Here is a 12,483-nt window from a genome sequence, read left to right on the forward strand (position 1 = left end):
CGCCAGCGCGGCGCCACATTAGCTTCCGGGAGACTTCATACCGGACGCCACTGACAACGGCTTGAGGCTAGTCCAACTGGGGTTGGTTCGTGGGACTTTGGTGATCTAGCTCCCGGTAGCGATCCGAAGCGGGGATCACTGGGAGGTTGGTCACGAGCAGCTCGTCCTTGACCGTGCGTTTTTCGGATCCGGCAGCCGTGTACCGGTGCGAAACGTGCAGTGTCGTCTGTCCGGAGCGCTCGCAGTACAGGTCACGTACGGCTCCGTGGTCGTCGTACGACAGGAGCCAGCGATACTTGACGTCCTTCAATAGGGCCGAAGCCAGGGCCCCGTGCTCGTTGCTGTCGAAGGACCACTCGTACAGCCACTGGGCCTTGTCGACGTACGGCGGGTCCAGGTAGACGACCACTTCGTCGTCCGCAAGAAACCCGTACCGCTCTGAAACCCTCTTCAGGGCCGTCTGCCAGTCTGCTTGCCAGACGTCCAAGAGTCGGCCGGTCGAGGCTAGTTCGGCTACGCCGTTGATGCGCCTGGTGAGGCCCTGCATCCCGAATCGACAGTCGATCTTGTACTTGGATTCCTGGGCACGCCCACCGATCGGTCCTGCTCGTCCATGGAGGATCCCTGAGAACGTCGTGCGATTGAGGAAAAGGCACTTCAGTGCCCGGTCACGCCTGCCGCGTGGCTTGGCCGCGCGCCATCGGTCCCACGCTTCGACGGTTATCTCCAGCTCCTGCATGGATGAGATCAGCCAGGAAGAGTCGAATGCGGCTGTCTTCCAGAAGGCGGCAACCAGTGGATCGACGTCGGCAAGGATCCCGTGCTCGGCCACTCCCGCACCGAGCAGTCTCAGCGTCGTCGTCGCGCCTCCGCAGAACGGCTCAACCAGTAGGCGCGGCGGCGGAATGTTGGCGACGATGAGACCTTCTATGACTGGCACCAGTTGGCGCTTGGCACCCGGGTAGCGAAGGGGGCTGATCACGGAGTGGCCGAAGAGCGATTGATCGCCCAGAGGGTCAGGTTTGTCCAAGACTGCTTCGGGCGGCCACGGACTACGGCGACGTGCGACACCTCGCTTGTTGCCCATCGGGTCCTCTCTACTTTCGCACTCAACTGACGAACCGGTCGCCCTGTCGTCACGGTTACTGTATCGGGCCCTAAGCATTCGCCCAGGTCAGATGATGGATTCTGTGAGTTAGGTGCGGCCGCCGTAACGCCGAAAGCGGGTCCCGCTCCCGCACAGGCAGGCTGTAGCTACGTGACGCGGGAGATGCCATGGTCCTGAACCACAATGTCGACGCGGCCCGGCGGCGCCAAGCAGCCATCCAGGCTTTCCGTACGAGGGCCAGGAGAGCCCTGGGGTTACGAGTCAGAGCAGCCCATCCGGATCGGCTGAAGCGCCATGTCGGCGGGAGTGGCGGGCGTCCTGCTGGCCTGCCAGGCCCGGAGTGTGCGGCCGTTCATGCGTCGCCGGAAGGCCGGAGTGTGGTTGGAGGGGGTTGCGACGGGGCCGGGCCGAGGATGGCCAAGAGGTCTCTGGAGCCCTGGGAGTGCCAGCCGTCCGCACGAAAGGGCAAGTTCCACCCCAGTGTCTGGTGACAGGCTGGATCGACTTGACCGAATCAGGTGGTGCCCCACGGGTCGAATGCCCCAGAATGCGGGGGTGAACGAGTGGAAAGCAGCCGTATCGGCTTGGCTGCCAGGGCAGTTGGAAGGTGCAGCCTGATGAGCAAGGTCCCGGAGAACGGTGATGAGATGGCGTCCGATGGCTCCGGTCCTGTAGCTGGCGAGGCTGCTCAAGCCGAAGCTGGCCCGGTCAGGTCCGGGCCGTCCTGGAAGCAGGTTGCCGTAGCGGCCGGCAGCTTGGCTGTCACCGCAGCGGGCGCAGTCGTCGTCACCCTCATCGCGACACACAACTCCGCACGTATGGCGAACGCGGCGGCTTACGCCCACGGCCTCCTTGACGGGGCCAACGCCGCAAGGAACGGTTACGACTTCGATGATGACGACTACTTCGATGAGGATGACGACTGAGACGAGCTGGCGAACGGCATGAGCCCTGCCCTTTGACCTTCGGGCAATATCAGGGCCGGGGGCCAAACAGGGGGCCAGACGCAACAGTCACCGCATGACTCTCCCGGACAGTCATGGACAGTTGCAGAGGGAAGCAGGCAAGTCAGCGGCTCCATACCAAGGCCACAAGGGGACCTGATCGCGTTCGGGACGAAGAGGTCGTGGGTTCAAATCCCGCCACCCCGACAGCTAAATCGCAGTTCAGAGGGCCCTTACCGAATTGGTGAGGGCCCTCTGGCGTTGCTGCGTGGCTACCGATTCCTGAGTGCCTATGACCCGCGTCGGTCGGAGCCGAAGATGCCGTCCATGGCCACCGCTCCGGTCTGGATCACAGGCCGGATCCGCTTCCGGTACACCTCCTCGGTCACCGCGGTACCGGAGTGCCCGACCAACCGCACGTGCGTCCCGCCCGACGCCGGCTCGCCGGCGGACCGCTGCCCCTGCCTCTCGCCCTGCGGGACCGGACAGCCGATGAGCCGCCGCCAGAAGACGACCGGTGACGCCACCATTGGAGCCAGACTTCAAAGCGGATTCCTAGACCGTCGCCCGCCGGACCTGGTAGTTCCAGCGCCTGAGCGACCGGACGACGGTCTCGGCGCCGATGGGGTTGGCGCTGTGCACGTAGACCGTGCCGATTCGGAAAGGCCGCCCGTTGAAAGCTGCTTCTTCCAGGAGGGTCACCACGGGCAGGATGCTGTCGTCGCCGCCGAGGTCGTGGTCGAGCCAGAGTTCATCGATCAAGCTGTCGCGGTGCTCTTGCAGGAGCTTGACACCTTCGCCGCTGCTGCGCGCGATCCGCGTGGTCCAAGGCAGTGGCCGGAGATCGTCTATGCCAAGGATGACCGGCGACGGTACGGGCGACTCTTCTCTCATTCGAGCATCATCACCGCACGGGCGCCGCTGTGCCCCACTCCTCAGCAGCTCGCGTGATCATGGCCCCGGCTCGTGCCACACGCGTGCCAGATCCAGCGGGGAGCCACGGGGAACGACAGTGGCCGGCGGGTGGCTGATCCCGCGTCCACCGACGTAGGTGCTTCGCAGGTCAGAACAGCAATTGGCGCACCTCGCCCCTAAAGCGGTGGGTCTATTCGTCCGCCTGATACGCGTCGAACAGGCCACCATGAGGCGGCTACCCCTGGACGGGAAGATCAGGATGGGTGGCCAGAAAGATCATGTAGGCGATCGCCGCTGCCGCCCCCACGAGGGACAACCCGCCACCCACTACGGCTCGCGTCCTGTTCGCTCGCCCCGCCTTTGATGCGCGGTACTCGACAAAGGCCCGCACCAGGCCAACGAGCGCCATTGGCAGCGCGACGAAGCTGACCAGTATCCAGAACGGACAGCAGAACGAGAACGCCAAGGACGCTCCGCCGAACCAGACCGCAAGCTCCGCTTTCTCCCGCGTCTCGTCCGGGGTGCCGACAGAAATCATGGGCCGATCCAAGCAGAACCCTTCCTGGCGTACAGCAGGCGAGGTACAGCGACCGTCGCGACCCGAGTCGTCCGTCAGCAGCCACATCCGACCGTGCGACCAGCCGGGCAGACCTCAGGGACCATCGTGTCCATGGTCCGGGACGAAGAGGTCGTGCCAGAACCGTGCCAGGTGGTGCGGGGAACCACGGGGACCGACGGAGACCAGGGCGTCGGGCAGTTGCCTGGCGTAGCCGCTCCACGGCAGGTCAGCCCAGCAACCGCCAGGAAAGACCCAAGCTTCCCAAGCTGAGAGCGCGAGTTGATTCTCGTCACCCGCTCCAACACGAACCTAGGTCATGGACCCGGGGTCATTTGTTGTCCGGACCGGTACGCGCGGATTTCGTCGCCATTCCATGGCGTTGGGCCATCGAGCAGGCCCTGGGCCCACTCGTGCATCACCGTCGCCCGGCCTGCGACTACGAGATCCTGCCCGCCCGGTCCGAAGCCGTGGCCCACCCCGGGATGACCGACCTGATGACCCGCCACCTTGCCGGCGAGGCCGTCATCCTCCGGCGCGACCTTGCATCACGGGATCAAGCACTCGTTCCGGTCTGAAACACCGAGCGAAATATCCTCTCAACCCGATCAAGGCTATTCGGTGCCGTTCTCGGCCTTGTGCAGCATCTGGGCCAACAACAGGGCGCCTCCGGTCGCCGCCCCTACGGCTCCCGCGGCCAGGAAACCGCGAGAGGAACGCCAGGACAGCACCGACCACCGCGACTGCGCGGAGAACAACGATCCTGTACTCAGCCACGACCCGGTTGAGATCAGCGACAGGGAGGAACCGATCGAGCCGACCGACAGGGCACTTCCGATCGAGCCGACCGACAAGGCCGAACCGACAGACCCCACGGACAGTACCGATCCCACTGAGCCGATAGACAGCACGGAGTCCTTTGACCACAACGACAGCACTGAACCAGAGGAGGCACGACGGATCGACCGTACGGACAGTTTCGTCATGAGGCCATCCTGCCCGCTGGTCGCGCTGTCTCGGGTGAGGACCTTCCTGCACCTGGCTTGCCGCGTGGCGGGGCAGACCCCCTTGGGAGCCCGGATCGGCCCGGAACTACGACTACGCCGGACCCCGCAAAAATCAGCGAGTCGATCATCGTCGCTTCCGCCGAGGAGACCTTCGGCGGCTCGGTCTCCTACGCGAAGACCACCACCGTCACGCTTGGCGGCTCGTGGAAGGTTCCGGCGAGCCGGCGGGACGGATGGCTCGCCCTTGGCTCGAAGGGGTATCCAGGTGGCGGCAGACCGATTCAACGTGACACTGCGGATGAGCAGGCATTTGAGTGGTCAACTGGCCTGCCATGGGCGCCTATTTCAACCAGGGGGTTCCCCGATGGGGATGGTTCGCCCGACGTCTCGTCCGGCGGCATACGCGGCAACTACAGCGACAGCGATGCGATGGGCGAGCGGCCCATCACGGTGATGCTCACCGCGATCGGGTGGGCGGCCCACAGTTGCGGGATCGCAGTCCTGCGCGGCCGGTACCCGACGGCGGCCACGAGAAGCGTGGCGACCAGGGTTCAACGGGCGTACTCCGCATGGCCGTACCACCCACCAGGCAGTACGCGGACGCGGCGCGCTCCCCCGCGCCGGGCGTCCGCGCCGGGCGTCCGCGCTGACGAGACCGTCCGGTGGGTCACCGTGCTGATCTCTCTCCGGCCCGGGCCTTGTCCCCCGCCCCGGCGCACGATCTCCCGCCGCTTCTAGCGGCTGCGGCGGCGGCCCTTGGAGCGGCGGGGGTAGGGGAAGAGGCGCGGGCGGCGCTTGGCGGCGACGTCCTCGATCCAGCCGAAGAGCAGGATCGCCAGGCAGATCAGCGGGACGGCGATCACCAGCGGGGTCCACTGGCTCGCCAGCAGCCACTGCGCGTGCTCGTAGAAGAAGCTGTTGCTCCACAGCGGGTCGATCAGCGGCTCGGTCAGCACCAGTGCGAAGGAATGCCACAGGTAGACGGTGACCGCACGGGAGTTGAGCAGGGTGATCACGCCGTTGAACCGCTCAAGCGGTTTGGGCCACTGCTCCCAGGACGGGCTCAGGTGGAGCAGCAGCAGCACCGCGCCGAAGGACCAGATGGCCTGGGCGACCGGTACCGCTTCCAGGTCGTGCCCGATCCGCGGGTTGTCCACCGGTGACTGCATGAGCCACCAGTAGCCGAACATGAGCACCAGCGGTGCGATGGACGGCACGATGTACTGCGGGATCCTGCGGAGCAGCCCCTCCTGGTGGGCCATGCCGAGCAGCCAGCAGGAGCCGAAGGTGGTGAAGTCGGTGGCGGCTTCCATCAGCCGACCGGACTGGTCGACCAGGCCGGAGTTGATGAAGACCGCGAGCGCGATCGGCACCAGCAGGGTGACCCAGGGCAGCTTCCGCATCGCCTTGAGCATCAGCGGCGACAGCAGTACGTACCAGAGGTAGGCGCGCAGGTACCACAGCGGCACACAGATCTGTTCGGCCCAGGAGCTCGGCAGGTGCCCGCCGAAGGTGTGCAGCGTGGCCCCGAACGGCGGCTCGCTGAACGGCAGAATCCAGTACGCCAGGTCGCCCCACCACCAGTTGGGGTGATGGCCGGCGTCGGGCCTCCAGCCTTCCAGGAGCATCAGCGGCACCACGACAGCGCCGAACAGCCACATCGGCGGCAGCAGTCGGCGCAGTCGGCCGCGGATGACGCTCAGTGCCGGCCGGTTGAGGGACCGCACCATCAGCGACCCGGCCAGCGCGAACATGACGCCCATGGAGGGGAAGACGATCGGCAGCCAGTTCCAGCTGAAGTTGTGGTAGACCACCACGCGGACCAGGGCCAGCGCCCGCAGCAGGTCGAGGTAGCGGTCACGGCCGGGCTTGCGGGCGGGTTCCGGGGCCGCGTCGTCGTGCTGCGGGACGCGCTGCGTGGGAATCACGGCAGGGTCCATCACCCGCAGGGCCATGGTCTCGGAAGAGTTCCGGGCGCCGAAGGCACCTCGTTCCGCGGTACTCATGAAGACATTGCCCCCGTTGTGTGCTCAAGCCCGACCTCACCGGTGCGCTTCAGCTTCTGCCAGCGCAACCGGCCCCCGGTCAGCGCGGTGATGGTGGACTGCAGCAGCACCATGTACATGAGCACCCGGTAGACCACCTGCTGGGCCGGCAGCGTGATCAGATGCCACGCCTTCTCCTTGTCGAGGTGGAAGGACCACCAGGCGCAGACGGCCTGCAGGGTCATCACCGCGAACCAGGCGGCCAGGGTCCGGTACGCGTCGACGAAGACCACGCCGTAGACCATGCCGATGTCGATGGCGGGTGCGAGCAGCGGGGTGACCACCATGAACAGGGCGACGAACGGCAGACCCACCCGGCCGAAGTGGCCGGCCGCGCCGCGCTCCAGCACCGAGTGCCGGTGCTTCCACATCGCCTGCATGGTGCCGTAGCTCCAGCGGTACCGCTGCGACCACAACTGCTTCATGCTGACGGGCGCCTCGGTCCAGGCCCTGGCGTTCTCGGCGTAGACGACCCGCCAGCCGGCCCGGTGCAGGGCCATGGTCACGTCGGTGTCCTCGGCGAGCGTGTCGTCGCTCATCCCGCCCGCCTGCTCCAGCGCCGATCGGCGGAAGCCGCCCACGGCGCCGGGGATGGTCGGCATGCAGTTGAGCACGTCGTACATCCGGCGGTCGAGGTTGAAGCCCATCACGTACTCGATGTGCTGCCAGGCGCCGATCAGCGTGTCGCGGTTGCCGACCTTGGCGTTGCCGGCGACCGCGCCGACGCGCGGGTCGCCGAAGGGCTGCACCAGCTCGCGGACGGTGGACGGTTCGAAGACCGTGTCGCCGTCCATCATGACGATCAGGTCGTACGAGGCGGCGGCCACACCGGTGTTGAGGGCGGTCGGCTTGCCGCTGTTCGGCTGCCGGATGAGCCGCACCATCGGCAGGTCGAGCTCCTCCACGATGGCGGACGTGTCGTCGGTCGACCCGTCGTCGACCACGATCACCTCGATGGGGTAGTCGCTTGCCGCCAGGGAGAGCAGGGTGTTGGTGATGCACTCCTGCTCGTTGTACGCGGGTACCACCACGGTGACCGGTTCGGTGACCGCGTCGCCCCAGGAGAAGTCCTTCTTGCGGGTGCGCCGCACATGGACGGCCGAGAGCACCAGCATCAGCGCGAAGCGCAGCATGACCAGTACACCGACGACGGCGAGCAGGCCGACCAGCCACGGCAGCAGCCCCACCGAGAAGGTGGTGCACCACAGGAACGCCTTGCCGACCCACAGGCTGTAGTTGCCGACCTTGGTGTTGGCGGAGCCGGTGCCGAGCGCCTCGCCGGTGGTCTTGAAGGTGTAGCCCTGGGCCTTGAGCTTGTCGATGATGACCGGCAGCGCGGCCAGCGTCTGCGACCGGTTGCCGCCCGCGTCGTGCAGCAGGATCATCTCGCCCTGGCCGGGGAGGTCGGGCATGGCGGCCTTGACGATGGAGTCGACGCCGGGGCGCTTCCAGTCGTCGGTGTCCTTGTCGATGAAGGTGGTCAGGTACCCCTCCGACCCGGCCTGCTGGGTCACCGGCCACGACCAGTCGTCCAGCGCGTCCACGGTGGAGGAGTAGGGCGGGCGGAACAGGCTGGAGTGGATGCCGGCGACACCGGCCAGCGCGAGCTGGGTCTCGCCCAGCTCCCAGGTGAGCCGGGAGCCGGAGTGCAGCGCGAGGTCGGGGTGCGTGAAGGTGTGCAGACCGATCTCGTGGCCGTCGGCCACGATCTGACGGATCAGCGCCGGGTTGCGGGTGACCATCGAGCCGGTGACGAAGAAGTCGGCGCGGACGTCCTCCTCCTTCAGCACCTTGAGGATCTTCGGCGTCCACTGCGGGGACGGTCCGTCGTCGAAGGAGAGGACGACGGTCTTGTCCGGGATCGTGTAGTTGACCGGCTTGCTGTTCTTGGCGCCGCGCGCGTCGACGATCGGGCCGCCCTCCAGCACGCTGTTCGGCACCGTGCTCTTGTCCACCGAGATGGCGATGCGCTCGTCGTGGAAGACCTCGTTGTTCGCCATGCCCCGGAGCACCATCAGCGCCAGCAGGGTCGCCAGTACGGTCACCGGCAGAAAGAAACGCAGGGGAGGTGCGGCGAGTCGGCGCGGCCGCGCGATGGACTGCCTGGGGCGTTGGTGACGGGTGCGGGACATGGACTTCCTGGTCGATCGCGTCTGGCTACTGAGCGGTGGCGCCGGACACGGAGCTTGTCGCTGCCGTACCTGCCGCCGGGGTAGCGGTGACTGACGCGGTGGCGCCGGACACGGAGCTCGTCGCTGCCGTACCTGCCGCCGGGGTAGCGGTGACTGACGCGGTGACGCCGGATACGGAGTTCGTCGCTGCCGTACCTGCGGTACCTGCGGTACCTGCCGTCGGCGCGGCGGTGACCGACGCGATGACGTCGGATGTGGTCGCCGGGGCGGTGGTGGTGCTCCCGGGCTCGGCCACGCCTGGAGCCGCGGGTAGCGGCGCGTTCAGGTACTGGCTGGGCGGCGTGGTGTTCGCGGTGCCGGGAACGGTGAGCCCGGGCGCCTGCGACTGGGTTCCGACCAGGCCGGAGACCATCGCCACCACGAACCCGGTGCAGATGATGCCCAGCAGCCAGCCGAGACCGCGCAGGCGACGGCCGCGCTGACCGGACTGGTCCACAAAGACGGGAGCCGTCTCCACCTCCGTGGAGGCACTGGTCATCGACAGCCTCGAGCTTCCTTCATCGTGTTACAACTGCCAGCTCGACACTGCCGGAAAGTTAGCCAGTAGTACGGAAAAAGATCAATGTGCGAGGAAAGGGAGATTATCCGACCCACCCCCGATCTTGTACCAAGGTTAGTATGAAGATTCGGTGAATGTCACGCGGGTCTCGTAGAGTTCCAGCGAAGCAGCTTGCTCCCCTGCAGGAACGGACCTCCCCGCATGGCCATATCCCGCCGCCGCAGCCGCCTGACGATCGCCGCGGCCCTCATGGTCGCCGTAACGTTCCTGGTGGATGCCTGTGGCGGTGCGGGAAGCGGGGGCGGCGCCAAGGCGGTCAAGGCCGGTGCCCCGGCCGCGCGCTTCCAGGTCTCGTCCATGCTCAGGCCGTCCGGTCGCGCGCTGGGCGTCGTCGACGACAAGACGCCCTGGCAGTACGGCATCGTCACCGCCTTCGCCAAAGAGGCCGGACGGGCCCCCGACATCCGCGAGTACTACAGCTCCTGGGGCGACGACTTCGACGCGGAGGGCAACGCCTTCCTGTGGCAGCACGGCCAACTGCCCATGATGGCGCTGGTGCCCTCCGACATGTCGCTCGCCGACATCGCCAAGGGCAAGGACGACGCCTACATCCGCCGGCTGGCGGGTCAGATCGCCGCCTACGACGGGCCGTTGGCCCTCTCCTTCGCCGGCGAGATGAACGGCCCGTGGAACTCCTGGGGCCCCAAGCACACCAAGCCCGCCGACTTCGTCGCGTCATGGAAGCACGTGCGCGACATCTTCACCGCGCAGGGCGTCACCAACGTGATCTGGGTGTGGACCCCGCACGTGGTCGACTCGGGCACGACCGCCAAGCTGCGCCCCTACTACCCCGGCAACGCCTACGTCGACTGGGTCGGCCTCATCGGCTACTACGGGCCGATCGACGGCGTCGCCTTCTCCAGCCTGTTCACGCCCACCCTGCACCAGATCTCGGGTTTCTCGGGCAAGCCGGTGCTGATCGCGGAAACCGGGGTCGCGCAGAGCGAGGGCAAGGGTGCGCACATCCGTGACCTGTTCCAGGGCGCCGCGAAAGCCGGCGTCATCGGGCTCGTCTGGTACGACCAGCGCAAGGACTGGCCGGGCGGCGACCAGTTGATGGACTGGCGGATCAACACCTCGATGGATGCGCTGGCCGCGTTCCAGGTGGAGTCGAACCGGAACAAGTTCGGTCATTCGTTCAAAAAAGGCTGATCCGGAGCAAGCAGGGGAAGCCGGGCGCAAGCCCGTGAGGAACGACATTTATCATGGCGCATCACTGCGGCTGGCGCTTGCGGATGCCCGACCAGGGGAGATCACGGAGATGACGACGGAATCGTCGCCGGGCCAGGGGGCTCCGCAAGAGGACTACGGCTGGGCTTTCCGGCCCCGCCAGCCGGCCGCCGACCCGCAGCCGTACCGGGAACAGCACCAGCCGGAGCCGGACATGCCGTGGGACGGCCGGTCGTCGGCCGAGCCGTACGGCCGCTCCTCCGACACGCGGTGGGACGGCACCATGCCGCTGCGGTTCCCCGAGCCCGGCGCCGGCGCCCACGAGGCCGTGCGCGAGCCGGGTCACCGGACACCCCCGCACATCCGGCGCGGCAGCGAACCGGCGGACCAGGACTCCGGATACCCGTCGGCGGCGACCACCGTCCTCGACCGGGCGGGCCTGCGCGACCCCGGGCCTGTCGCCTCGCAGCAGCAGCCCCCCGAGGGCGCGGGCGGCAAGCGGGCCAAGAAGAGCAGGCGGACGGGCAGGATCGTGCTCGTCCTTGCCCTCCTCGCCGCCGCCGGCGGGGCCGCCGCCGTCATGCTCAAGCAGGAGGACGACGCCGCAGCCGCCGTTGCCTCGAAGAAGCTGACGCAGGTGTGGCAGATACCCGCGCGCGCCGACGACGCGTTGATCGGGAGCTGGCTCACCGACAAGCTGCTCGTCCGGGCCGGCAGCCGAGGCGGTCTGCGGGCCTACGACCTCACCGACGGCAAGCAGGTGTGGAGGGCCAAGTCCTTCGCCGGCGCCGCCAAGCTCGGCACCGTTCCCTGCGCGATGTCACCGACGCTCAGCGCCCAGGGCATCGGCACGGTCGCCTTCGGCAAGGACGGCAGCAGCTGCACCTGGCTGGCCGGTGTCAAGGCGTCCACCGGCAAGATCCTCTGGTCCATGCCGCTGACCAGCGCCAAGCACCCCACGCCGGCGACCGCCGCGACCTATCTGCAGGGCGAGGTCGCCACCGTCGTCAGCGAGAAGTTCCTCGGCGGTGTGGACGTCCGCACGGGCAGCCGCGTATGGGGCTACAAGGCCCGCGGCCACTACTGCAACGCCTACGACTCGGGCACCGGCGGCGTCGTGCTGGTGGACGACTTCTGCCTCGACCGGAAGACCAGGTTCACCCTCACCGCGTACGACGGCAGGACCGGAAAGGTGATCTGGCGGAAGGCCGAAAGCGCCCACTCGGATGTGACGCACGTCCTGTCCGGCTCACCGCTGGTCGCCTCCGTCCACACGGCGCGCCAGGACTCCGTGCGGGTCTTCGACGCCACCGGGACCGGCCGCAAACTGGCCGTGGGCGACGACGAGGTGACGACCGGCAACAACTCCGGCGCCGACCACTCCGTACGGCTCTACGGCAACGTCCTGGTCGCCCCCGCCTCGTCCGCCGGCAGCACGGTGATCGACGGCTTCGACACCGCCACCGGCGCCAAACTCTGGACCCTCCGCTCCGCGGTGCTCGCCGTCCCCGCGTCCGGGGCGAAGGACAAGGTCTACGCCGTCACCACGTCCGGCTCCCCGCAGCTCATCTCGATCGACCCGCGCACCGGTCGCACCACCCCGGTCGCGGGCCTGCCGGTGGGGAACGGCAAGTGGAGCTTCGTCTCCGGCACGGTGTACGTCACCCCGGACGGCGGCATGCTGGAACTCAACGCCCTCGGGACGAACGGCGGCGTGCGGCTGTACCAGTAGAGCCGCCTCCCACTGATCACGGTGCGGCCGCACGGACCGGCGTCGAGGAACGCGAGTGCCCCCGCGACCAGGTGCCTCTCCCGCTGCTCGGGCCCCGAACCGAGAGCAGCGGAGAGACCCTGTCGAGTGCCCGGCAAGGCCAGAGCCGCTCGCCCTCCGCCCCTCCATCCGGGACCGGTGGACGGACCGCTCAGGCATCCGGCCGCCCCGGTGCCGGAGCGGCGCGCGCAGAACTCCCGCAACCCACCTCGGACT

General features: G+C 67.6%; 10 protein-coding genes and 1 pseudogene. 3 read left to right on the top strand and 8 right to left on the bottom strand.

Features of this window, described 5'->3' with window-relative positions; translation table 11 throughout:
• Nucleotides 1-67: 67 nt before the first annotated feature.
• Together OHT01_RS18955 and OHT01_RS40175 are read right to left on the bottom strand one after the other, a co-directional pair.
• Nucleotides 68-1,165, bottom strand: coding sequence for a DNA adenine methylase (locus OHT01_RS18955; RefSeq protein WP_328554321.1), 1,098 nt, complete (start codon nt 1,163-1,165; stop codon nt 68-70).
• A 197-nt stretch (nt 1,166-1,362) separates the two neighbouring features.
• Nucleotides 1,363-1,559: pseudogene (locus tag OHT01_RS40175) on the bottom strand (hypothetical protein); the annotation flags it as partial.
• 166 nt (nt 1,560-1,725) lie between these two features.
• Between OHT01_RS40175 and OHT01_RS18960 the strand changes: the two are divergent.
• Nucleotides 1,726-2,034, top strand: coding sequence for a hypothetical protein (locus OHT01_RS18960; RefSeq protein WP_328554322.1), 309 nt, complete (start codon nt 1,726-1,728; stop codon nt 2,032-2,034).
• Nucleotides 2,035-2,607: 573 nt separating this feature from the next.
• Here the strand turns inward: OHT01_RS18960 and OHT01_RS18965 are convergent.
• From OHT01_RS18965 to OHT01_RS18990, 6 genes are all read right to left on the bottom strand, one after another.
• Complete coding sequence (locus tag OHT01_RS18965) at nt 2,608-2,946, bottom strand: cyclic-phosphate processing receiver domain-containing protein (RefSeq protein WP_328554323.1); 339 nt, start codon at nt 2,944-2,946, stop codon at nt 2,608-2,610.
• Between the two features lie 256 nt (nt 2,947-3,202).
• On the bottom strand, nt 3,203-3,505 hold the full coding sequence (locus OHT01_RS18970; protein ID WP_328554324.1) for a hypothetical protein: 303 nt from the start codon (nt 3,503-3,505) through the stop codon (nt 3,203-3,205).
• A gap of 632 nt (nt 3,506-4,137) precedes the next feature.
• Entirely contained in the window at nt 4,138-4,509 is a 372-nt protein-coding gene (locus tag OHT01_RS18975) for a hypothetical protein (protein WP_328554325.1), read from the bottom strand.
• A 755-nt stretch (nt 4,510-5,264) separates the two neighbouring features.
• Nucleotides 5,265-6,536 (bottom strand): acyltransferase family protein, encoded by a 1,272-nt coding sequence (locus tag OHT01_RS18980; RefSeq protein ID WP_328554326.1) that lies wholly within the window; start codon nt 6,534-6,536, stop codon nt 5,265-5,267.
• Nucleotides 6,533-8,707: a bifunctional polysaccharide deacetylase/glycosyltransferase family 2 protein gene (locus OHT01_RS18985; RefSeq protein WP_328554327.1), complete on the bottom strand. Its 2,175-nt coding sequence runs from the start codon at nt 8,705-8,707 to the stop codon at nt 6,533-6,535. Before OHT01_RS18985 ends, OHT01_RS18980 begins: the two co-directional genes overlap by 4 nt.
• A gap of 25 nt (nt 8,708-8,732) precedes the next feature.
• Entirely contained in the window at nt 8,733-9,245 is a 513-nt protein-coding gene (locus OHT01_RS18990; protein ID WP_328554328.1) for a hypothetical protein, read from the bottom strand.
• 222 nt (nt 9,246-9,467) lie between these two features.
• Here OHT01_RS18990 and OHT01_RS18995 point away from each other — a divergent pair, with 222 nt between their 5' ends.
• The gene (locus OHT01_RS18995) at nt 9,468-10,478 is read left to right on the top strand and encodes a glycoside hydrolase family 26 protein (protein WP_328554329.1); all 1,011 of its coding nucleotides are present in this window, start codon (nt 9,468-9,470) and stop codon (nt 10,476-10,478) included.
• A 109-nt stretch (nt 10,479-10,587) separates the two neighbouring features.
• A complete protein-coding gene (locus OHT01_RS19000; protein ID WP_328554330.1) occupies nt 10,588-12,228 on the top strand; it encodes an outer membrane protein assembly factor BamB family protein in 1,641 nt (546 codons plus the stop codon).
• Nucleotides 12,229-12,483 lie beyond the last annotated feature (255 nt).

The organism is Streptomyces sp. NBC_00358 (assembly GCF_036099295.1).
Taxonomy (GTDB): Bacteria; Actinomycetota; Actinomycetes; order Streptomycetales; family Streptomycetaceae; genus Streptomyces.

What these genes read in the sequence shown, in the direction of transcription:
- OHT01_RS18965 (WP_328554323.1), bottom strand. Translation starts at nt 2,946, where the DNA reads ATGAGAGAAGAGTCGCCCGTACCGTCGCCGGTCATCCTTGGCATAGAC.
- OHT01_RS18960 (WP_328554322.1), top strand. Translation starts at nt 1,726, where the DNA reads ATGAGCAAGGTCCCGGAGAACGGTGATGAGATGGCGTCCGATGGCTCC.
- OHT01_RS18980 (WP_328554326.1), bottom strand. Translation starts at nt 6,536, where the DNA reads ATGAGTACCGCGGAACGAGGTGCCTTCGGCGCCCGGAACTCTTCCGAG.
- OHT01_RS18955 (WP_328554321.1), bottom strand. Translation starts at nt 1,165, where the DNA reads ATGCTTAGGGCCCGATACAGTAACCGTGACGACAGGGCGACCGGTTCG.
- OHT01_RS18985 (WP_328554327.1), bottom strand. Translation starts at nt 8,707, where the DNA reads ATGTCCCGCACCCGTCACCAACGCCCCAGGCAGTCCATCGCGCGGCCG.
- OHT01_RS18995 (WP_328554329.1), top strand. Translation starts at nt 9,468, where the DNA reads ATGGCCATATCCCGCCGCCGCAGCCGCCTGACGATCGCCGCGGCCCTC.
- OHT01_RS18990 (WP_328554328.1), bottom strand. Translation starts at nt 9,245, where the DNA reads ATGACCAGTGCCTCCACGGAGGTGGAGACGGCTCCCGTCTTTGTGGAC.
- OHT01_RS18975 (WP_328554325.1), bottom strand. Translation starts at nt 4,509, where the DNA reads ATGACGAAACTGTCCGTACGGTCGATCCGTCGTGCCTCCTCTGGTTCA.
- OHT01_RS18970 (WP_328554324.1), bottom strand. Translation starts at nt 3,505, where the DNA reads ATGATTTCTGTCGGCACCCCGGACGAGACGCGGGAGAAAGCGGAGCTT.
- OHT01_RS19000 (WP_328554330.1), top strand. Translation starts at nt 10,588, where the DNA reads ATGACGACGGAATCGTCGCCGGGCCAGGGGGCTCCGCAAGAGGACTAC.